Below are 21,422 nucleotides of genomic sequence, written 5' to 3' on the forward strand. Positions count from 1 at the left end.
TTATGCTTTGCGTGGCGGGAGCACCTGCTGGGCAATTCCTGCGAACACCAGATACAAGCTGGTGATCACCAGACCCCAATGGGCCCAGCTTTCGGGGTGGAAATCGACCCAGGCAGCCCATCCGGCGAAGAAGGTCCAGGCAAATGCCATCGGCAATGACACATTGCGCCAGCGTTCTGTGCGCACTGGGTGGATGAACTTCAATGGCAGGAACATCGCCAGCGAAAGCAGCGTCACCAGCAGCAGGATAACCCAGAAATTGGGCTCGAGCGCGAAGATCACAATGACGAACATGTTCCAGCAGCCCGGAAAGCCGGAAAAGGAATTGTCCTTCGTCTTCATCCTAGTGTCGGCAAAATACATAGCGCTGGCAAAGGTGATGACGATGATGGCGAACCAGCCGGTCCAGCCGTCCATCAAGCCCGATTTGAACAGGGCAAAGGCCGGGATGAACACATAGGTCAGGTAATCAATGATCAGATCCAAAAGCACGCCGTCAAATTCCGGGGCGTTCTTTTTGACGTGATAGTGCCGCGCCAAGGGCCCGTCGATACCGTCCACAATGAACGAGACGACCAGCCACAGATACATCAGGCTCCACTTCTCTTCGACGGCGGCCAGCATGGCGAGCATTGCAAATACGGCGCCGGTCGCGGTGAATAGATGTACGGAAAGAGCTTTGAATCTGTGTGTCATGGTGTCTCTTGAATGATGCGCGGGCCAGATGCAAACCAAAAGCCCGGTCAATGTGGATAGCGTTTGCTTAGGCTTTTGGGTGGGTGCGGTTGTAAACTTCCATCAGGCGCGCCGTGTCGACCGCAGTATATGCTTGGGTGGTGGACAGCGACGCGTGGCCCAGCAATTCCTGAATGGTGCGTAGATCACCGCCCGCAGACAGCAGGTGGGTCGCGAAACTGTGGCGCATGGCATGGGGTGTTACAGTGGAGGGCAGCCCAAGCTGCTGGCGCGCTTTGGCCATCACCCCCTGAATGGCTCGGGGGTTCAGGGGGCCTCCGCGAACCCCGCGAAACAGCGCCTTCTCCCTGGATTGGGTATGGGGGCACAGCTTTACATATTGATCTACAGCTGTTTGCGCGACCGGCAGGACCGGGACGACCCTTTCCTTGTTTCCCTTGCCGGTGATCCGCAGCGAGTTGGGCAAAGGAGTATCCGCTCCGGTCAGTGAGAGAGCCTCGGAAATACGCAAACCGCAGCCATATAAAAGAGTAACGACCGCAACGTCGCGGGCAGAAACCCAGTCGCTGGCGGATTGCATCTCGACCGTTTCAATCATCGCACGTGCGGCATCCTCGGCCATGGGTCGAGGGAGTTTTTGGGTAAATTTGGGGGCGCGCGTCGACAGAACTGCGGTCGGCTCAAACCCTTCACGCTCGGAAAGCCAACGGTAGAAGGTTTTCACAGCGGAAAGTTTGCGCGCAAGCGAGCGCGAGCCAACGCCGGATGCGCGCTGATCGGCCATCCATGCCCGCATGTCCGAGATTGTAATCCGTGCAATCGCCGCCATCCCCTGACTTTCGCTATGGTGCAGTGTCATGAAGGACAGAAATTCGGACACATCCCCCCGATAGGCGGTCAGCGTGTTTTCGGACCGGCCTGACAAGGCCCCCAGGCCATCAAGCCAGTTTCGCAGTGCGTCACGACAAGCCGGAGAAATAAGGCTCACGACAGCCAATGGCGCATCGACCGTTCGAAGACACCAGCAAAGAAAGTCAGAAGATCCGTGCCCAGCTTTGGCGTAAAGTGCCTGGGGTCTTTTGCGCTCATGATGATCATGCCAGGCAGGCGGCCTTCGCCCAAATCCAGCCTCAGACAAGCTTCGGAGCGCAGGTGATCCGCATCACTGCCGAATATCCTGTGCGCGGGGTGGATGATTTCACGCAAGACGACCTCGCGTGCTGGGCCGCTGTGGTCAAAGGTCAGATAGTTGTCGACGAAACCGGGTTCGACGATGGCCAGAACGCCTGCCAGTCTTGAGATTGCCGGGTCTTTCTGGACTGCCGTCGTTTCAAGAACCAGCGTAATGCGGTCGACACGCAGTATGTCAGCCACATCTGCACCAAGTATATGCAGGAATTCCTCAAATCCGACCGGTTCAAGTAGCCGAAGAATGGCCCGATGAACCTGATTTGTGCCGGCCAGATTTTCATAGGCTGCCGCAATGACCGAGCGGTGCGTATCCTCCAGCCGGTCCAGCCGGGCCTCGAGCCGTTGCATGGCTATGCCGCGCAGGTCGATGACGTTATTCCCGCGCGCCTGCTCATTTGCGGTGACGAGGGCCTGCATCAGGTCCTTGTCATCCAGAATGGCATCTGGTTCGGCCAGAATCGCCTCGCGCAAGGTGTCCTTGAGTATGGTGTTGCTGCTCATGTCCTGTCCGGTCTTTTTTATTTTTCGGCCTTATAGCACGGCTTGCCGGATCTGCCTCGGGAAAAATGAGCGTCAATTTGAATTTCGCGGGGAATGTGGTCGGGAAAACTCCGGTCTGCAGGGATCTGATCCGAGATCAGATTCAATGCAGCTGGGCCGAGCGCGGCGCCAGGGGCGCCGCGCGGGTTCGCGCAGAATCAGAGGATTTTCTGACCCGTTTTGGCCCAATCGGACAGGAAAGTTTCAAGGCCTTTATCGGTCAGCGGATGATCGGCCAGCTTTTTGATCACGGCGGGTGGTGCGGTGATCACGTCGGCACCGATGCGGGCGCTGTCGGTCACGTGGTTCACGGTGCGGATCGAGGCGGCGAGGATTTCGGTCTCATATCCGTAATTGTCATAGACCTGACGGATATCAGCGATCAGGTCCATGCCATCTAGGTTGATGTCATCCAGACGTCCGATGAAGGGCGAGATGAAAGTTGCGCCGGCTTTGGCGGCCAGAATCGCCTGATTGGTCGAGAAGCAGAGGGTCACATTGACCATCTGGCCTTCGTCACTAAGCGTTTTGCAGGTTTTCAGGCCCGCCCATGTCAGCGGCACTTTGACAGCGATATTCGGGGCGATCTTGGCCAGCTTGCGACCTTCGGCGATCATGTCGTCGGCTTCGGTTGCCACGACCTCGGCCGAGACCGGTCCGTCAACCAGATCACAGATTTCCTTGGTCACTTCCAGAATGTCGCGGCCCGATTTCAGGATCAGCGAAGGGTTGGTGGTGACACCGTCCACCATGCCCAGATCGTTCAGTTCGGCGATTGCGTCGATCTCGGCTGTGTCTACGAAGAATTTCATGCGGGCAGTCCTTTGATGGGTTGGCCTTGGTCGCGGATGGCTTTACCTCAAAGAGACCCATGCTGGAACCCCTTGCCAAGGATATGCATTGAGCACTCAGGAGTTTTTCGACCAAGGTGAGTTGGTGGCGGTGCTGACCGCCCAACCGCTGGACCGGACGCTGGACTATAAGGCGCCCGAGGGCGGGTGCTTTCTGGGCGCTTTTGTCGAGGTGCCGCTGGGCCCGCGCAAAGTCTTGGGCGTGGTCTGGGGGCCGGGGCAGGGTGGCTTTGACCTTGCCAAGACCCGCTCGGTGATCCGGGTGCTTGAAGTCGCGCCGATGCGCGAAGAGATGCGCCTGTTTCTGGGGCGCGTCGCCGATTACACGCTGACTCCGATGCCTGCGATGTTGCGATTGGCTACGCGCGCACCCGGATTGGGCGATCCGCCTTCGATGCGCAAGGTCTATCGGCTTGGCGACAGGGACCCTGACAGGGTGACCGACGCGCGGACCCGTGTGTTGGAGTTGCTGCGCGACTACGGCGGGTTGGCCTTTACGCTGAAGGAACTGGCCGAACAGGCGGGTGTGACCTCTTCAGTCGTGAAGGGGTTGGTCAAACTCGGTGCGGTTCGCGAAGAAGACAGCCCGCGCGATCTGCCCTATCCACATCTGGATCCGGATCTGCCGGGCAAGGCGTTGACCGATGATCAGGCCTCAGCAGTGGAAACCCTGCAATCTGGTCTGCGAACGGGTGATTATGGCACGACCTTGCTGAAAGGCGTCACCGGGTCGGGCAAGACCGAGGTTTATCTTGAGGCCGTCGCCGAAGCGTTGCGCCAGGGGCGGCAGGCGCTGGTTCTGCTGCCCGAGATTGCCCTGACCGCCGAATTCCTGACGCGCGTTGAGGCACGTTTCGGCGCGCGCCCGGCAGAGTGGCATTCGGGCGCGACGATGACCGAACGCCGACGAGTCTGGCGCATGGTGGGGCAGGGCGATGCACAGCTTGTTGTCGGCGCGCGCTCGGCCCTGTTTCTGCCGTTTCGCAATCTTGGGTTGGTCGTGGTCGATGAAGAACATGACACTTCGTACAAACAGGAAGATGGTGTGCATTACAGCGCCCGTGACATGGCTGTGCTGCGGTCCGCCATTTGCGGCGCGCGCGTTATTCTGGCAAGTGCGACGCCGTCACTGGAAAGCTGGGCCAATGCCGAAGCAGGCAAGTATGAGCGGCTCGATTTGACTTCGCGCTTTGGCGATGCGGTGTTGCCCGAGATGAAGCCCATCGACATGCGGGCCGAGAAGATGCAGCCGGGGACGTGGATTTCTCCATCGCTGCGGCAGGCCGTCCATCAGCGGATCGAGCGGGGTGAACAATCCCTTCTGTTTATTAACCGCCGGGGATATGCGCCGGTCACCCTGTGCCGGGCTTGTGGCGAGCAGATTGCCTGTGATCACTGCGATGCGCGCATGGTTGAACACCGGTTTCTCAAGCGTCTGATGTGCCACCAATGCGGTGAGACCAAACCCATGCCCGAGGTCTGCCCCTCCTGTCAGGTCGAGGGCAAGCTGGCCCCGGTCGGGCCGGGGATCGAACGGCTGGCTGAAGAGGCTGAGGCAACATTTCCCGAGGCAAATATTGCCATGCTGTCATCCGATCTGTTTGGATCGGCGCGCGCATTGAAAGCAAAGATCGAAGAGATTGCTGCCGGTGACGCCGATATCGTCATTGGTACGCAGCTGGTGGCCAAGGGGCACAATTTTCCGAAACTGACATTGGTGGGTGTCATTGACGCCGATCTCAGTCTGCATGGGGCGGACCTGCGCGCCGCCGAACGCACATTCCAGCTGATGCGGCAGGTGGCTGGCCGCGCCGGGCGCGCGGATAAGCCCGGACAGGCGCTGTTGCAGACCTTTCAACCGGAACATCCCGTCATTCGCGCCATCCTTTCGGGCGATGAAGAAGGATTCTGGAAAGCCGAGGCCGCCGGGCGGCTGGCCGCCGGTGTTCCTCCCTATGGACGCATGGCCGGTATCGTTCTGTCTGGCCCCGAGGTCGGTCCCGTTTTTGACATCGGCAACGCCATGGCCCGCAACGACGCCCCGTTGCGGCAGATCGGTGCGCAGGTCTTTGGTCCAGCGCCTGCGCCCATTGCGCGTATCCGCGGGCGACACAGGGTGCGGCTGCTGGTCAAAGCCCCCAAAGGAGCGCCAATTCAGGATGCCATCGCCCGTTGGATAGCACCGCTGCGGCTGAAAGGTGACATCAGGCTGACCGTTGATATTGACCCGCAAAATTTCTACTGACCTCTGCATTCATGCAGAGCCAATGTGCGTGCCCTTCTTCCTACTCGCCAAAACCTGAAAATGGGCGTAGAGGGACTCTCATGCTGAAACCCATGCCACTTTCCGAGGCGCAAAGCCTTCCGTTCTGGCGCCGTCCCATCACGCTTTTATTCGTGATGGCACTGACCATGCCCATTGCTTTCAACGCATGGAGCGCGTTGTTGAACAATTTCGTTATTGAAGTGGCGAATTTCGACGGTGCCGACATCGGCCTGCTGCATACCGTGCGCGAGATCCCAGGCTTTCTGGCTGTAGGCGTAATTGCCGTGATCTTGTTTGTTCGGGAGCAGGTGCTGGCGATGATCTCGCTGATCATGCTGGGTGTTGCGACTGCGGTGACAGCGTGGTTCCCAAGCCTTGGTGGCTTGTTGTTCGTCACACTGCTGAGCTCGATCGGGTTCCACTATTATGAAACCGTGAACCAATCCCTTCAGCTGCAGTGGTTGCCCAAGGACCGAGCGCCGCAATTTCTGGGCTGGATGGTCGCCATGGGATCAGCTTCGACATTGGTTATCTATGGGCTGATTGTCCTGACGTGGGATCGGTTCGATCTGTCCTATAACACTGTATTCATGGCTGCGGGTGGGCTGACGGCTTTGCTGGCGTTGTTCTGTCTGGTCGCCTATCCGCAGTTCGACGCGCCGACTCCGCAAACCAAAAAAATTGTGCTGCGCCGCCGATACTGGCTGTACTATGCGCTTCAGTTCATGGCGGGCGCGCGTCGTCAGATCTTTGTCGTTTTCGCCGGTTTCATGATGGTCGAGAAATTCGGGTTTGAGGTCCACGAACTCACCGGTCTTTTCTTGATCAACCTGGTTATCAACATTTCGGTTGCGCCGATGCTAGGCAAAGCTGTGTCCGTATTCGGTGAACGTCGCACTTTGATTTTCGAATATGCAGGCCTGGCCGTTGTATTTGCAGCCTATGGCGGCATTTATTGGTTCGGTTGGGGCGTTGTTCTGGCGGCTACTCTCTATGTGATTGACCATGTGCTTTTCGCTCTGGCTCTGGCGCTTAAAACCTATTTCCAGAAAATTGCCGATCCGGCAGATATTGCGCCAACCGCAGCGGTTGCCTTTACGATCAACCATATCGCCGCGGTATTCCTACCAGCGCTTCTGGGCCTGCTCTGGGTGTACTCGCCCGGAGCGGTCTTTGCAGTGGCTGCAGCGATGGCGTTGATTTCGTTATCGCTGTCGCTGCTGATCCCGCGCCACCCAGAGCTTGGGAATGAGACGATACTGTCGAAATACGCGCCCGCTCCGGCGGAATAGCTGCCAATGCTTGACCTTCGCGGGCCCGCACCCTAGGCGCTGTGTCAGCTGACACAGGAGGCTCCCATGCCCACATTCACCGCGCTTACCACCCTGACCGGCAAAAAGTCCGCCGATGGTCTGGGCGAAGCCATGGAGCGTCTTGATCCCGAACCCACGGGCGTGGGCGTATTCGAAGTCGAAGATGGCTCGGGCCTGTGGGAGATTGGCGGTTACTTCACCGAAGCGCCGGATGAAACGGCACTGGCGGTTCTGGCGGCTGCGTTCGGATCCAAACCCTTTGTAATCTCGGAACTGCCCGAAACCGACTGGGTCGCCCATGTCCGCCGTGAGTTGGCGCCTGTCGAGGCCGGCCGCTTTTTCGTCTATGGCTGTCACGATGCCGACAAGCTGCCCGAAGGCCGTATCCCTTTGTTGATTGAGGCTGCAATGGCTTTCGGTACCGGGCATCACGGCACCACCCTTGGGTGTCTCAAGGCTCTGGATTTTCTGCTCGATCAGGGTTTTACCGCGACAAAAGTTGCAGATATCGGTTGCGGCACCGCCGTTCTTGCGATGGCCGCCGCTCGTGTTTGGGAGGGGGACATCATCGCCAGCGATATTGATCAGGTTGCTGTCGAAGTTGCTGAAGCCAACCTGAAGGCAAACGGCATGTCAGGGAAGGTTCAATGTGTCGAGGCTGCGGGGTTCGATCATCCGGAGCTGAAATCTCTTGCGCCCTATGACCTGATATTCGCCAACATCCTCAAAGGCCCATTGGTGGCCCTGGCGCCCGAAATTTCAGCGAATCTGCGGGTTGGGGGTAAGGCGATTCTATCGGGAATCCTTAACGAGCAAGCCGAGGACGTTGTTTCCGTTTATCTCCAAAATGGTTTCAATGCCTCTAGAAATGACCAAATTGGTGAATGGACGTCGCTAGTCTTAACCAAACAGGGCTAAAATCGGGCCATTTGCAGGAGTTTTGTGGAGTTTCGCCTCTTTTTTGTCGCAATCTGTTTTTACCGTCAATGACGTGGAATTGGGGGGCGGTTGATTTGGAGGCTGCCATGACTGGAAAACAAATTGAATTTGATCAGCGCGTTCATCGGCTGAACAAGAAGCATTCGAAGATGACCCGTGGTTATCGTGCGACTATGCGCAAAGATGGCCTGGTTGTTATGAAACCACAGCGGGTTCAGTCCGCGGTGCCTGCAAAGGCTCTGCTGATCTGCTTGGCTGGGCTGTTCGCATTCAAAACGCTTTTGCTGACCAGCTTGGGGTCGTCGGCCTACCAGTATCGTGTCGATAGCCTTGCGCAAGGGACCGAAGTGGAGAAGGCGGGGGCATGGATCATGCAGATCGACCCGGTATCACAGGCCCTCTCGTCTCAACTCAGCAAAGTTCTCCGCTAAGTTTCTTCCGCTTTGATTAGAAACGCCGCGTATCCGGGGATACGCGGCGTTCTTCTTTGCCCCGAGGGAGAAGGGGAAAATCAACGGTAGGTTTGCTTTGCCTTAACGGCGGCCTTCCACGACGATTTCAATGTCGCCACGGCACAGGCCGATATCTTCCAGCTCGCGGTCCGACAGACCGCTCAGCGCGTTGCGTGTAACGCGGGCATCATTCCATTCGACAACGGCGTTTACGACCATTGCGAAAGTCGTACCGATACGGCCGACGAGGCCAAATGAGCCAGTGGTGGTGCGGGTTGTGTCCAGTGCAGCCATATCCTGTTTCCTTCCGGTTTGTGTTAAACTCTGATCTTGCGATCTGACGGGCATTTAGGGATGGTTTTCTGACTGCACAAGCATAGAAATTGCATGTGTCCTATGCGTTTTTTGCAACGCTCGAAAAACATGGAAACGCCTTAATTTATTGGCAATTTTGCCTTCATCAAACTGGTCGAAACCCGACATTTTCCGGTCGTAATCAGCTCATTCTGTCGGAGACAGGACGACCGTGTCGCAATCTGACCATCAGTCAATTCGCTTGGAAAATGTTCTTGTTTCGTGCTAGTCGGTAAAAAAGAACACACAAACCCGAGCAGGCCGAGGCTATATATGCGAATTCTGGGCATTGATCCGGGGCTACGGACCCTGGGATGGGGCGTCATCGAATCACATGGCAGCCGTCTCAGTCATGTTGCCAATGGGTTATGTAAATCGGACGGCGATGATCTGGGAGAGCGGTTGCTATCGCTCCATAATCAGATCGTCGAAGTGATTGCCGAGCATCAGCCCAATCAGGCCGCCATCGAACAGACCTTTGTGAACAAGGACGGAGCCGGTACGCTTAAGCTGGGTCAGGCACGAGGTGTGGCACTGTTGACGCTGGCGCAGGCCGGGTTGCCGGTGGGGGAATATGCGCCCAATCGAGTCAAGAAAACGGTTGTGGGCGTGGGCCATGCCGAAAAGGAACAGGTTCTTCATATGGTCAAGTTGCAACTGCCGGGCTGTCAGCCCAAGGGCGCGGATGCCGCGGATGCGCTGGCGATAGCGATCTGTCATTCCTTTTATGGGGCAACGCCACAGTCGCGGATGAAACAGGTGCGGGCATGATTGGCAAGCTGACAGGCCGGTTGGATTACCGCGCGGCGGATCACGTGCTGATCGACGTGCGTGGGGTCGGCTATCTGGTCTATTGCTCGGACCGTACGATGGCTGCGCTGCCGGGCGTGGGTGAGGCGATCTCGATCTACACCGACATGGTGGTGCGCGAGGATTTGATGCAGCTTTACGGGTTCCTTTCGCTGGTCGAGAAGGAGTGGCATCGCCTGCTGTGCTCGGTGCAAGGGGTCGGGGCCAAGGTTTCGCTAGCAATCCTCAGCGCCTTGGGCCCCGATGGTGTTAGCCGGGCGATTGCTCTGGGCGATTGGGGGGCGGTCAAGGCAGCCAAGGGCGTGGGCCCAAAAACCGCGCAGCGGATCGTGCTGGACCTCAAAGACAAGGCGCCCGGCGTTATGGCCATGGGCGGCACGGTGACCGAGGCAATGGATGGCCCCGCGCTGGATGTGGTGGAACTGACTGAACCGACACCTGTGCCAAAGCGGCCCACCATAAGCGCATCAGGTAATGCAGCAGCATCTGCCGGGGCATTGTCGGCACTCTCCAATCTGGGCTACGGCCCGTCCGAGGCCGCGTCAGCCGTGGCCGAAGCCGCGGCAAGCTTGCCCGAAGCGGGTGAGGCGGACCTGATCCGCGCTGCGTTGAAACTATTGGCTCCGAAAGGGTGATTGAATGGTAGATGCCGATCCCACCCTGCGCCCCGAGCCGTTGCCGGAAGACAATGACCGCGCCTTGCGCCCGCAGGGACTGGACGAATTCATCGGTCAAGCCGAGGCGCGCGCCAATCTGCGTATCTTTATTCAATCAGCTCGCCAAAGGGGTGAGGCCATGGATCATACGCTGTTCCATGGCCCTCCGGGTCTGGGCAAGACCACGCTGGCGCAGATCATCGCGCGTGAGTTGGGCGTGAATTTTCGGATGACATCTGGCCCGGTTCTGGCAAAGGCGGGCGATCTGGCGGCGATCCTGACCAATCTGGAAGCGCGCGATGTGCTGTTCATTGACGAAATCCATCGATTGAATCCAGCGGTCGAAGAGGTCCTGTACCCGGCGATGGAGGATTTCGAGCTGGATCTGGTGATTGGTGAAGGCCCGGCCGCGCGCACGGTGAGGATCGAGTTGCAGCCGTTTACTCTGGTCGGGGCCACAACCCGGATGGGGCTGCTGACCACGCCGCTGCGCGACCGCTTTGGCATCCCGACACGCCTGCAGTTCTATACCGTTGATGAATTGCACGAGATTGTCACCCGCAACGCGCGCAAGCTTGGAGCACCGGCTGATGACAGTGGTGCCCGAGAGATCGCGCGCCGGTCACGCGGAACGCCTCGGATCGCCGGGCGCCTGCTGCGGCGGGTGGTGGATTTCGCAATCGTCGAAGGCGATGGACGGATCACCCGCGATTTGGCTGATGGGGCGTTGACGCGGCTGGGGGTCGATCATCTGGGGCTGGACGGCGCGGACCGCCGGTATCTGAAGCTGATCGCCGAGAATTACTCGGGCGGGCCGGTAGGTATCGAAACCTTGTCGGCAGCTTTGTCGGAAAGCCGGGACTCGCTGGAGGAGGTGATCGAACCCTTCCTCTTGCAGCAAGGCCTGATCCAACGCACACCGCGTGGCCGGATGCTGGCGCAGAAGGCGTGGACGCATCTGGGCATGGCCGCACCCAAGGGGCAAAACGATCTGTTTGGTTGAAGCCGCGCGTGTGAGCTTTTAAGGGTTCCGCCAAACAATGTCCGATTGCCGAGGATTGCGCGTGACACCCGAAGACATTCAAGCCCTGTTCACCCGCGAAAGCGGAGAGTTCCTGTTTGCGCGCTGGGGCCGCCCCATCGTGCCGATCGTCTTTGGGGTCGAAGATGAAAGTTTGGCCACGGTCAAAGGCGCGTTCGAGGCAGTGGTAACACTGGCAGGGCATCAGATGGCAGAAACCGACCCCGAGCTTGGCGCCAACTGCATGGTCTTTTTCTTCCGCGACTGGAAAGAACTGACAGAAGTGCCCGATCTGGACCGTTTGGTCCCTGATCTGGGGCCGTTGGTTGATCGGTTGATCGCGGCCGATGCCAACCAGTACCGGATATTCCGTTTTGAAGAAGACGGCGCCATTCGTGCGGCCTTTGTGTTTTTGCGGATGGACAATGAATTGTCGCAAATCCCCGCTGAAACGCTTGCGCTCAGCCAGGTGGTGCAAACGGTGCTGCTCTGGTCCGATACCGCTTTTCGCAACCAGTCGCCCTTGGCAGTGGCGGGTGACGCGACGATATTGCGACCAGACATTGCCGGGTTGATCCGGGCGGCATACGATCCTGTCCTGCCGGGCGCGGCGCAGGATGCCTCTCATGCGCTGAGATTGTTTGCCAGATTGGATCAACCGCAATGAAGCACGTTTATTCCGTTAAAGTATTTTATGAAGACACCGACATGGGCGGGGTCGTTTATCACGCCAATTATCTGAAATACATCGAACGCGCCCGGTCTGATTATGTGCGGCGTTTGGGCAACGACCAGAATGCCATGCGCGACGCGGGTATCGTCTGGGTCGTACGCCGGATCGAGGCGGAATACCTGGCCCCGGCCAAATTTGACGACGATCTGGAGATCGAGACCGAAATCAAGTCTCTGTCCGGTGTCCGTCTGATCATGGCGCAAGTGGTCAAACGGGGCGAAGAGGAGATTTTTCGCGCCATCGTTACCGCCGTCTGTATGAATGCGCAGGGCAAGCCCGTACGCCTTCCGGCAGAGATTCGCGCATTGTTGTAACAATTTGCAGGGCCCGGGTGGTTCTGTTGGCAATTCGCCCCCATCTGCGTTAGCGTTTGACAAAACAAGGCCGTAAGGCTGTCAGGCAAAACAAAGAGCAGGTTCATGGAAGCTGAAACGCTGGCGCTGGCGCAGGAGATCGATTTCTCCATGTGGGGGCTTTTTGCCCGCGCGACTTTTATCGTTAAACTGGTAATGCTGATGCTGATTGGCGCATCAGTCTGGTCCTGGGGGATCATCATCCAGAAACTGATCAATTACCGTGCTGCAAGGCGTGAAGCTCAGGTTTTTGATGAGGCTTTCTGGTCCGGGAACCCCCTGGATGAACTGTTCGAGCAGATCGGTACCCAACCCGATGGCAGTTCGGAGAAGATATTTGCCTCGGGCATGATCGAATGGCGCCGCTCGCACCGCACTGATGGCGGGCTGATAGCTGGTGCCACTGCACGCATTGATCGGTCGATGGATGTGGCCATCGCGAAAGAGGCCGAGGCGCTGCAAAAGGGCCTGCCCATTCTGGCCACTGTCGGCTCAACTGCACCCTTCATTGGTCTGTTCGGAACGGTTTGGGGTATCATGAATGCGTTCATCGAGATTGCCGAGCAGCAGAACACCAACCTGGCTGTTGTCGCGCCCGGTATTGCCGAGGCGTTGCTGGCCACCGGCCTGGGCCTGTTGGCCGCGATTCCGGCGGTGATTTTTTATAACAAACTCAGCGCAGATAGTGATCGGATCGTTGGAGGCTATGAAGCCTTTGCCGATGAGTTCGCCACCATTCTGTCGCGCCAGCTGGACAGCTGAGATGGGGGCTGCGGTACAGCAATCCTCGGGCGGGAATGGACGCCGGCGGGGTCGGCGTCGCGGTCGCGCGCAGCCGATGGCTGAGATCAACGTCACACCCTTTGTGGACGTTATGCTGGTGCTGCTTATCATCTTCATGGTGGCTGCGCCCTTGCTGACTGTTGGTGTCCCGGTTGATCTGCCTAAAACGGCGGCCAGTGCGCTGCCCGGCGATAACGAGGAACCTTTGACCGTCACGCTGACCGCGGATGGCAGGGTGCAAATCCAAACCACGGATATTCTGCGCGAAGAGCTGATTGGAAAACTGCGTGCCATCGCAGCAGAACGCAGTAGCGACCGAGTGTTTTTGCGCGCGGATGGTGCGATCCCTTATGCGCAGGTGATGCAGGTAATGGGCGCGCTTAATGCGGGTGGGTTCTCCAATGTGGGGCTGGTGACCGATACGGGCGGCCCGACACTGGACGACGGTGGAGAGTGAGGCCGCACGGTGGATACCGGCACCAAGATCTCGGCGATTGCCCATGTCAGTCTGATTGGTTGGGCATTTTTCGGCGGCACCTTCCGGTCCGAACCATTACCTATGGCCGTGCAGGATGTCTCGGTCATTTCGGCTGAGCAATTTGCGGCAATGACCGCTCAGCGGGATGCGCCCGAAGTGCCGACGCCAACAGCGCTGCAGCCGCCTGAGGCCCCAACAGAAGAGGATCCAGCGTCGGAACCGGTAGTGGAGGAGCAGCCTTCGTTGCAAGAGGCGGAACCTGCTGAACCCGACCCGGACCCGGATCCTGAGCCTGAACCGGTTGAGCCGCCGCCAGAACCGGTGGTGATTGAACAGCCACCGGTGTTGGACACTCCCGCCCCCGAGACCGTCGACCTTACGGTGCCTTCTGGGCCAGAAGCACAGCCCAGCCCGGCCGAGAATGTTGCGCCGGTGCCGGTTGCGCCGCCTCCGCCCGAGGCCGCGCCTGATGAAATCGAAACCCCGGCCGTATCTTTGGACGAGGGAGCCGAGACCCAGCAGGAACAGCAGGATCAGACCGCCCCCGAGGAAAAGGCTGACGAGATTGTGACCGAAGCGGAAGAGCCCAAAGAAAACGCTCCCCGAACATCGCCGCGCCCGCGGATCCGTCCCAACCGCCCGACACCACCGGTCGAGCCCGAAGTGGCGGAGACGCCCGAGCCCGAACCCACAGAGCCCGCGCAGACGGAAACAGCCATCAACGATGCGCTGGCCGAGGCGTTGGGACAAGGGAGTGAACCCTCTGGTCCGCCCTTGACCAGCGGCGAAAAGGACGCGATGCGATTGGCCGTTTCCCAATGCTGGAACGTCGGGTCCTTGTCCACGGATGCTCTGCAGACAGTTGTTGTTGTCGGATTTTCGTTGACCCCTGATGGCAAGGTCGTTGGCGGCAGCTTGCGCTTGATCGACAGCTCAGGCGGTTCTGACGGCGCAGCCAGACAAGCCTATGAGGCCGCTCGACGTGCCATTTTGCGCTGTGGAGCCAAAGGATATGACCTGCCAACCGATAAATACGAGCATTGGCAGGATATTGAGATTACATTCAATCCCGAGAGGATGCGGATCAAATGATGAGACTTCTGACCAGCCTGTTGCTTGGCCTGACACTGGTGTCGGCACCTGTTCACGCCCAAAGTGGACCGCTTCGCTTGGAATTGGATCAGGGGATTATCGAACCCTTGCCCTTTTCGGTTCCGAATTTTGTGCCGGACAGCACAGCAGCTGCGCAATATGCCCAGGATATCTCGCGGGTTGTGGCCGCCGATCTAACCGGAACAGGGCTGTTCCGCGAAATTCTGTCTGATGCTTTCATCAGCCAAGTGGCCAGCTTTGAAGATCCCGTTCGGTTCGCGGATTGGAAAGCCATCAATGCCGAGGCTTTGGTGACAGGTGCTGTGAATGTGTCGGGCAATCGCCTGACGGTGCGGTTCAGGGTCTGGGATGTGTTTTCGGGGCAGGAACTGGGCAACGGTCTCCAGTTTGCCGGGACGACTGAAGGGTGGCGGCGCATGGCCCATAAAGTGGCGGATCAAGTCTATAGCCGTGTAACGGGCGAGGGCGCCTATTTCGACAGTCGCGTTGCCTTTGTCTCGGAAAGCGGCCCCAAAAACCAGCGCCTGAAACGGCTGGCGATCATGGATTATGACGGCGCGAATGTGCAGTACCTGACCGACAGCGCCGCCATTGTTCTGGCACCACGCTTTTCACCTGCCGGTGATCAACTGCTTTATACCAGTTACGAATCCGGTCAGCCGCGCATCTATGTTCTGGATATTGAACGGGTCAGGCGGACCGAGTTGAACACTCAGGGCGGCACGATGAGCTTTTCGCCCCGGTTTTCGCCGGATGGACGGTCGATCGTCTATTCGCTTATTCAGGGCGGCAATACGGACCTGTGGAAAATGGATCTGGCTTCCGGGCAAAGCGTGCGGCTGACCAATACGCCCGCGATTGAAACCGCCCCCAGCTATTCGCCGGACGGTTCCCAGATCGTGTTTGAAAGCGACCGTTCGGGCACGCCACAGCTTTACATCATGCCCGCAAACGGGGGCGAGGCGACGCGGATCAGCTTTGGTCAGGGCCGTTATGGAACGCCGGTCTGGTCCCCCCGTGGCGATCTGGTTGCGTTTACCAAGCAGAACAAAGGCCGATTTCATATCGGTGTCATGCGAACAGATGGCAGCGAAGAGCGTTTGCTGACCTCGTCGTTTCTGGACGAAGGACCGACATGGTCCCCTAATGGTCGCGTGATCATGTTCACCCGAGAAACCCAGGGCGCAAGTGGCCGGGCGACGCTGTATTCGGTTGATATCTCGGGACGCAACCTGCGCCCGATCCGCACCCCGGATGGGGGCAGCGATCCGTCATGGGGCCCACTGCAGAATTGATCACGGCTGCTGGCAGGAAAAGTTCACAAGGAACCTGCACTATGCTACAGAGACGGCAATAAAGAGAAAAAACAACGAGGCACCTGAGATGAACGTATTGGGCAAAATCCTAGCACTTGGTGTGTTTGGCGCGTTGGCGGCCTGCACCAATAACGATCCGTCTGCGCTGGGCGGCGGCTTTGGCAATGGCGCAAATGGCGGGCTGGCCGCGGGCTCTCCAAGTGATCCGCGCTCGCCTGCATATTTCCAGCAAACTGTTGGTGACCGGGTTCTGTTTTCGGTCGATCAGTCGACGCTTACTCCGCAGGCGCAGTCAGTGCTGCAGGGGCAGGCCGACTGGCTGATGGCCAACCCCGACTTTGTGGCAACGATCGAAGGCCATGCGGATGAGCAGGGCACGCGTGAGTATAACCTCGCACTGGGTGCGCGCCGGGCAAATGCCGCCCGCGAGTTCCTGATTTCCCGCGGAGTAGCAGGCAACCGGCTGACAACTGTCAGCTTTGGCAAAGAGCGTCCGATCGAGATTTGCAGCACCGAGGACTGCTATTCGAAAAACCGTCGTGCAGTGACGGTGCTGACCGGATCAACGTTGGGATAAGACGATGAAACTAGCAGGATGGGTTCTGGCCGCAGTTTTGGCGACCGCCGGTTTGGCACAAGCACAGGATCAGCAAACCTTGGCGGATATCCGGCAGGAACTGACGGTGCTGCATGTGGAAATTCAGCGGCTCAAGCGCGAGTTTTCAACAACCGGCTCTCCGGCCCCGAACCTGTCCGGCAGTTCGATACTTGAACGCGTTGATGCCATAGAGGCCGAATTGCAGCGCCTGACGCGCCAGACCGAACAGTTGAACCAGCGTGTACAGAATATCGTAACCGACGGCACTAACAGGATCGGTGATCTCGAGTTTCGCTTGGTCGAACTGGAAGGCGGTGACCTGAGTACGCTCGGTGATACAACAACTCTGGGCGGAGATACGGACATCACATCCGCAGCCCCTACTGCTCCGACAGCGCCAACCGATGCCGACCTGGGTGAGTTGGCAGTAGGCGAGCAAGCGGATTTCAATGCCGCTGCTCAGGCGCTGGCCGATGGAAACTTCCAGGCCGCCGCGGATCAGTTCGCAGTATTCGATACATCATATCCCGGAAGCCCGCTTGCGCCCGAAGCACACCTAAAGCGCGGACAGGCGTTGGAGGGCATTGGCGACACCCGCGAAGCGGCAAAGGCATTCCTTGCCAGCTTCACCGGCGATTCCGAAGGCGCCTATGCGCCTGAGGCTTTGTTCGAACTGGGTGCTGCGCTGGGCCGTCTGGGACAGACCGAACAGGCGTGTATCACACTGAGCGAGGTTAGCGTCCGGTTCCCGGCCTCGGCATTGGTCTCCAGCGCCACGCAGGAAATGACGTCACTGGGTTGTACTTGACCACACAAGGCACACTCCTGAAATCCGAACTCCGCGCGCGATTGCCGGAAAACCTTCCGCGCCGTCTAGGCGTTGCGGTATCCGGTGGCGGTGACTCGGTTGCTTTGCTGAGTTTGTTGAAGCACATCGTCCAAGAGGAACAGGTTGAGCTGTTTGTCGCCACGGTGAACCACAATCTGCGCCCCGAAGCGGTGGCGGAGGCAAATTGGGTGGCGCAGTTTGCCCAGGGTCTGGGCCTTCCACATGAGACGTTGCACTGGCAGGGGTGGGACCAGAAAGGTAACCTGCAGGATAGGGCGCGGCAGGCCCGGTACCAGTTGCTGTCAGACTGGGCGCGTGACAAGCAGATCGGCGCGATTGCCCTGGGACACACCGCCGATGATCAAGCCGAAACCATGCTGATGCGATTGGCGCGCGCTGCTGGTGTGACGGGATTGTCCGGCATGCCCGCAATGCGGAACTATCAAGGGATCATGCTGCTGCGACCGATGTTGGGGATTACCCGGCAACAACTGCGCGATTATCTTGCCGAGATTGGGGCAGATTGGATCGAGGATCCATCGAATCACGACCGGCGGTTTGATCGTATCAAGGCGCGCAACGCGTTGACCGGCTTATCCGAAATTGGGATTTCGGTGCATTCTCTGTCCCGCGTTGCTGAAAACCTTGCTCAAGCCCGTGAAGCAGTAGAGCAGATTACGCAGGAATCCGCCCGTCAGGTCCTGAGTGTCGATGGCGGCGATATCTGTGTCAATCGCGCGCGATTTTCCACTCTGCCTGCGGAAATCCGACGTCGTCTTCTTATAGGTTGTGTCCGCTGGATTGCGGGCCGCGGATATCCACCGCGTCAGGCTGCAACAGACCGGGCGCTGCTCGCGATTGATCAGGGTGAGGCGGCAACGATTGGTGGATGCCTCTTGATCCCAAAAGCCGATAAAATGTGGATTTGCAGAGAGCTAAATGCCGTTGAGAGCGCACCCGGCGCACCCGGTCAGATTTGGGATGGACGGTGGATCCTGTCTGGCCCGGCGATTCCCGACGCGCAGGTTCACCCGTTAGGTGCGGCTGGTTTGCAGGCCGTGCCAGATTGGCGTGCACTTGGAAAACCGCGCGCCGCGCTTCTGGCGTCTCCGTCCGTCTGGAGTGGAGAGGTCTTGGTATCTGCACCTATGGTGGGTTTCTCAAATGGTTGGCTTGCAGAACTGACGCCAGAAGAGCCCGAGTTTCACTCTTCGGTTTTATCGCATTGAACCTGCTTGAATCATCTCTATTTTAAAGATCAACCCGGCAGATCCCCATCTGCCGAAATCTTTTGGGAGATTTTTCTTGGGCAACGCTCGTAACATCGCCTTTTGGGTCGTTCTGTTTTTGCTGATCCTTGCACTGTTCAATCTGTTCAGCGGACCAGGTGGAACGCTTCAGAGCAATGAAAGAACCTATTCTGATTTCGTGACCGCTGTTGAAGGCGGCGAAGTCAAAAACGTGACATTGGATGGCGAACAAATTCGCTATACCACGCAAAGCGGCGCAAGCTATGTCACGATCAAGCCCGGCGATGCCGAGGTGACCAAACTGCTGATCGATGAAAGCATCCCGGTTCAGGCTGTGAAACAACAGCAATCGGGCATTCAGTCTTTCCTGGTCACTCTTCTTCCTTTCCTGCTGCTGATCGGTGTCTGGGTCTACTTCATGAACCGGATGCAGGGTGGCGGCAAAGGTGGCGCGATGGGCTTTGGCAAGTCCAAAGCCAAGATGCTGACCGAAAAGCATGGCCGTGTAACTTTTGATGATGTCGCTGGCATCGACGAGGCCAAGGAAGAATTGGAAGAGATCGTAGAATTCTTGCGCAATCCGCAGAAATTCAGTCGTCTGGGTGGCAAGATTCCAAAAGGCGCTTTGTTGGTGGGCCCTCCGGGGACCGGTAAAACGCTGCTGGCCCGCGCCATTGCGGGTGAGGCGGGTGTGCCCTTCTTCACCATTTCGGGTTCGGACTTTGTTGAGATGTTCGTCGGTGTCGGTGCATCCCGTGTCCGCGACATGTTCGAACAGGCCAAGAAAAACGCTCCCTGTATCGTCTTTATTGACGAGATTGACGCCGTTGGCCGCCATCGTGGTGCCGGTTATGGCGGGGGTAATGACGAACGTGAACAAACGCTCAACCAGTTGCTCGTCGAGATGGACGGGTTCGAGGCCAATGAGGGCGTGATTATCCTGGCGGCCACCAACCGTAAGGACGTTTTGGACCCTGCGCTGCTGCGTCCGGGCCGTTTCGACCGCAACGTGACTGTCGGCAACCCCGACATCAAAGGCCGCGAGAAGATCTTGGGCGTTCACGCACGCAAGACGCCTCTCGGACCTGATGTCGATCTGCGCATCATCGCGCGCGGGACTCCGGGCTTCTCGGGTGCTGATCTGGCCAACCTCGTGAATGAGGCCGCGCTGATGGCCGCCCGCGTCGGTCGCCGCTTTGTTACCATGGAAGATTTCGAGAATGCCAAGGACAAGGTGATGATGGGTGCCGAGCGCCGCTCGATGGTGCTGACCCAGGACCAGAAGGAAAAGACTGCCTATCACGAATCAGGGCATGCCGTTGTTGGTATGACGCTGCCGTTGTGTGATCCGGTCTATAAGGCAACGATCATTCCGCGTGGTGGTGCGCTGGGCATGGTGGTGTCACTGCCAGAAATGGACCGCCTAAACTATCACCGCGATGAGTGTGAGCAAAAGCTGGCCATGACCATGGCCGGTAAGGCGGCTGAGGTGATCAAATATGGCGAGGACCATGTCTCGAACGGTCCGGCGGGCGATATCATGCAGGCCAGCCAACTGTCGCGGGCGATGGTGATGCGCTGGGGCATGTCGGACAAGGTCGGCAATATCGACTATGCCGAAGCGCATGATGGCTATTCTGGCAACACTGCCGGGTTCTCGGTCTCGGCCCATACCAAGGAACTGATCGAGGAAGAGGTCAAGCGCCTGATCCAGCAAGGATATGAGCGTGCGCATCAGATCCTGTCAGAACAGAACGAGCAATGGGAACGTCTGGCCCAAGGGCTGCTGGAATATGAAACCCTGACCGGTGACGAGATCAAACGCGTCATGAATGGCGAGCCGCCCAGCGAAAGCGATGACGAGGGCGACAAACCTGATGAGGGCAGCGCCCCCAGCGTGACAGCCATTCCGAAAACCAAGGTTAAGAAAACTCCGCCCGATGGCGGGATGGAGCCGGAACCAACGGCTTAAACTCTCAAAGACCCGGGCCTGTCCCGGGTCTTTTTTCTTTTCAATCGCGAAGGTTTGCCCTTTATTCCGCATCAGATGTCAGTTCTGAAAAAGGGATAAATATGCCGGTATTGCGCGAAACCGAATTCACGGGCGAAGTTGTTTGGTTGGGCCACGTACCAGCAGGTAAAACTCTCCGGGCCAATTCCGTGGACAGTCTGGATTTGGGTTTCTCGGGTGATCAAGGCGCGCGTCACGAAGGCGTGAATCGTACCTCTTGCGTACGGGTCAAAAACCTGTACCCGGTGGGCACCGAAATTCGCAATGTGCGACAGTTATCGATCCTGTCCGCAGAAGAACTTGATGCCATCGCGCAGGAAATGGGCTTGGGTAAGCTGGACCCGTCCCATCTGGGTGTCAGCATTGTCTTGCGCGGCATTCCGGATTTCACCCATATTCCGCCCTCGTCTCGTTTGCAGGTGGAAAATGGCCTGACGCTGACGATCGACATGGAAAACCGGCCCTGTATCCTGCCAGGGCGCGAGATCGAGGCTGACTTGCCCGGATATGGTGCGGCCTTCAAGCCTGCAGCGCAAGGACGGCGGGGAGTCACGGCTTGGGTCGAAAGACCCGGAGAGCTGAAGCTAGCCGATGAGCTTACACTGTTTGTCCCCGATCAGAGAGCCTGGACACCATAAGGGACCGCAATTTCCGATCGGAAGGCGCCGATGTGACGCTACGACGTTTCAAGGCGCAATTATGTCGGAATCCATAGCCACCAATTTGGTACACAACGGTATGGAGTGAGCAGCGCCGGCGTTCTGCGTCGGGTTTGCACGGAATTCAATCAGGGACCGAAACCCAATGAGCTATAAATCTGACATCGAAATTGCGCGTGAGGCGAAGAAGAAGCCGATTCAGGAGATTGG

At 58.2% G+C, this 21,422-nt stretch carries 23 protein-coding genes; 18 read left to right on the forward strand and 5 right to left on the reverse strand.

Annotated features, from left to right (window positions below):
• From AC2FH0_RS10485 to fsa, 4 genes are all read right to left on the reverse strand, one after another.
• Positions 1–696, reverse strand: coding sequence for a CDP-alcohol phosphatidyltransferase family protein (locus tag AC2FH0_RS10485; RefSeq protein ID WP_496789279.1), 696 nt, complete (start codon positions 694–696; stop codon positions 1–3).
• Between the two features lie 67 nt (positions 697–763).
• On the reverse strand, positions 764–1,684 hold the full coding sequence (locus AC2FH0_RS10490) for a tyrosine recombinase XerC (RefSeq protein WP_496705383.1): 921 nt from the start codon (positions 1,682–1,684) through the stop codon (positions 764–766).
• Positions 1,681–2,388 carry a DUF484 family protein gene (locus AC2FH0_RS10495; RefSeq protein ID WP_496692329.1) on the reverse strand — a complete coding sequence of 236 codons (708 nt, stop codon included), beginning with the start codon at positions 2,386–2,388 and terminating at the stop codon, positions 1,681–1,683. The genes AC2FH0_RS10490 and AC2FH0_RS10495 overlap by 4 nt, the downstream gene beginning before the upstream one ends.
• Positions 2,389–2,585: 197 nt before the next feature.
• Entirely contained in the window at positions 2,586–3,239 is a 654-nt protein-coding gene (fsa, locus tag AC2FH0_RS10500; RefSeq protein WP_142640163.1) for a fructose-6-phosphate aldolase, read from the reverse strand.
• An 88-nt stretch (positions 3,240–3,327) separates the two neighbouring features.
• On the opposite strand from fsa, the gene AC2FH0_RS10505 reads away from it, so the two are divergent.
• From AC2FH0_RS10505 to AC2FH0_RS10520, 4 genes are all read left to right on the forward strand, one after another.
• Complete coding sequence (locus AC2FH0_RS10505) at positions 3,328–5,523, forward strand: primosomal protein N' (protein WP_496789280.1); 2,196 nt, start codon at positions 3,328–3,330, stop codon at positions 5,521–5,523.
• A gap of 80 nt (positions 5,524–5,603) precedes the next feature.
• The gene (locus tag AC2FH0_RS10510; protein ID WP_271952281.1) at positions 5,604–6,836 is read left to right on the forward strand and encodes an MFS transporter; all 1,233 of its coding nucleotides are present in this window, start codon (positions 5,604–5,606) and stop codon (positions 6,834–6,836) included.
• A 66-nt stretch (positions 6,837–6,902) separates the two neighbouring features.
• Positions 6,903–7,775, forward strand: coding sequence for a 50S ribosomal protein L11 methyltransferase (locus tag AC2FH0_RS10515; RefSeq protein ID WP_496692331.1), 873 nt, complete (start codon positions 6,903–6,905; stop codon positions 7,773–7,775).
• A 107-nt stretch (positions 7,776–7,882) separates the two neighbouring features.
• Positions 7,883–8,227: a hypothetical protein gene (locus AC2FH0_RS10520; RefSeq protein WP_142640171.1), complete on the forward strand. Its 345-nt coding sequence runs from the start codon at positions 7,883–7,885 to the stop codon at positions 8,225–8,227.
• 102 nt (positions 8,228–8,329) lie between these two features.
• Here the strand turns inward: AC2FH0_RS10520 and AC2FH0_RS10525 are convergent, their stop codons facing one another.
• Positions 8,330–8,542, reverse strand: a complete 213-nt coding sequence (locus AC2FH0_RS10525; RefSeq protein WP_496692332.1) for a DUF1127 domain-containing protein — start codon at positions 8,540–8,542, stop codon at positions 8,330–8,332.
• Positions 8,543–8,875: 333 nt separating this feature from the next.
• On the opposite strand from AC2FH0_RS10525, the gene ruvC reads away from it, so the two are divergent.
• From ruvC to AC2FH0_RS10595, 14 genes are all read left to right on the forward strand, one after another.
• Positions 8,876–9,373: a crossover junction endodeoxyribonuclease RuvC gene (gene ruvC / locus AC2FH0_RS10530; protein ID WP_496789281.1), complete on the forward strand. Its 498-nt coding sequence runs from the start codon at positions 8,876–8,878 to the stop codon at positions 9,371–9,373.
• Entirely contained in the window at positions 9,370–10,047 is a 678-nt protein-coding gene (gene ruvA / locus AC2FH0_RS10535) for a Holliday junction branch migration protein RuvA (protein WP_271952277.1), read from the forward strand. Before ruvC ends, ruvA begins: the two co-directional genes overlap by 4 nt.
• Before the next feature lie 4 nt (positions 10,048–10,051).
• Entirely contained in the window at positions 10,052–11,071 is a 1,020-nt protein-coding gene (gene ruvB, locus AC2FH0_RS10540; protein ID WP_496692333.1) for a Holliday junction branch migration DNA helicase RuvB, read from the forward strand.
• Between the two features lie 61 nt (positions 11,072–11,132).
• Entirely contained in the window at positions 11,133–11,756 is a 624-nt protein-coding gene (locus tag AC2FH0_RS10545; RefSeq protein ID WP_496692334.1) for a hypothetical protein, read from the forward strand.
• Positions 11,753–12,136, forward strand: a complete 384-nt coding sequence (ybgC, locus tag AC2FH0_RS10550) for a tol-pal system-associated acyl-CoA thioesterase (RefSeq protein WP_496692335.1) — start codon at positions 11,753–11,755, stop codon at positions 12,134–12,136. Before AC2FH0_RS10545 ends, ybgC begins: the two co-directional genes overlap by 4 nt.
• 105 nt (positions 12,137–12,241) lie before the next feature.
• Positions 12,242–12,937: a protein TolQ gene (gene tolQ / locus AC2FH0_RS10555; protein WP_142640185.1), complete on the forward strand. Its 696-nt coding sequence runs from the start codon at positions 12,242–12,244 to the stop codon at positions 12,935–12,937.
• A 1-nt stretch (position 12,938) separates the two neighbouring features.
• Entirely contained in the window at positions 12,939–13,415 is a 477-nt protein-coding gene (gene tolR / locus AC2FH0_RS10560) for a protein TolR (protein ID WP_142640204.1), read from the forward strand.
• 9 nt (positions 13,416–13,424) lie between these two features.
• A complete protein-coding gene (tolA, locus tag AC2FH0_RS10565) occupies positions 13,425–14,528 on the forward strand; it encodes a cell envelope integrity protein TolA (protein ID WP_496789283.1) in 1,104 nt (367 codons plus the stop codon).
• On the forward strand, positions 14,525–15,844 hold the full coding sequence (gene tolB / locus AC2FH0_RS10570) for a Tol-Pal system beta propeller repeat protein TolB (RefSeq protein WP_142640188.1): 1,320 nt from the start codon (positions 14,525–14,527) through the stop codon (positions 15,842–15,844). The genes tolA and tolB overlap by 4 nt, the downstream gene beginning before the upstream one ends.
• Positions 15,845–15,932: 88 nt before the next feature.
• Positions 15,933–16,442 (forward strand): peptidoglycan-associated lipoprotein Pal, encoded by a 510-nt coding sequence (pal, locus tag AC2FH0_RS10575; RefSeq protein WP_281973807.1) that lies wholly within the window; start codon positions 15,933–15,935, stop codon positions 16,440–16,442.
• A 4-nt stretch (positions 16,443–16,446) separates the two neighbouring features.
• The gene (ybgF, locus tag AC2FH0_RS10580; protein ID WP_496696939.1) at positions 16,447–17,271 is read left to right on the forward strand and encodes a tol-pal system protein YbgF; all 825 of its coding nucleotides are present in this window, start codon (positions 16,447–16,449) and stop codon (positions 17,269–17,271) included.
• Positions 17,268–18,521 carry a tRNA lysidine(34) synthetase TilS gene (gene tilS / locus AC2FH0_RS10585; protein ID WP_496789284.1) on the forward strand — a complete coding sequence of 418 codons (1,254 nt, stop codon included), beginning with the start codon at positions 17,268–17,270 and terminating at the stop codon, positions 18,519–18,521. The genes ybgF and tilS overlap by 4 nt, the downstream gene beginning before the upstream one ends.
• A gap of 76 nt (positions 18,522–18,597) precedes the next feature.
• Positions 18,598–20,514 (forward strand): ATP-dependent zinc metalloprotease FtsH, encoded by a 1,917-nt coding sequence (gene ftsH, locus AC2FH0_RS10590; RefSeq protein WP_142640196.1) that lies wholly within the window; start codon positions 18,598–18,600, stop codon positions 20,512–20,514.
• 101 nt (positions 20,515–20,615) lie between these two features.
• Positions 20,616–21,191: an MOSC domain-containing protein gene (locus AC2FH0_RS10595; RefSeq protein ID WP_496701055.1), complete on the forward strand. Its 576-nt coding sequence runs from the start codon at positions 20,616–20,618 to the stop codon at positions 21,189–21,191.
• Positions 21,192–21,422: the final 231 nt, after the last annotated feature.

It is taken from the genome of Ruegeria sp. CDSC051 (assembly GCF_059610665.1).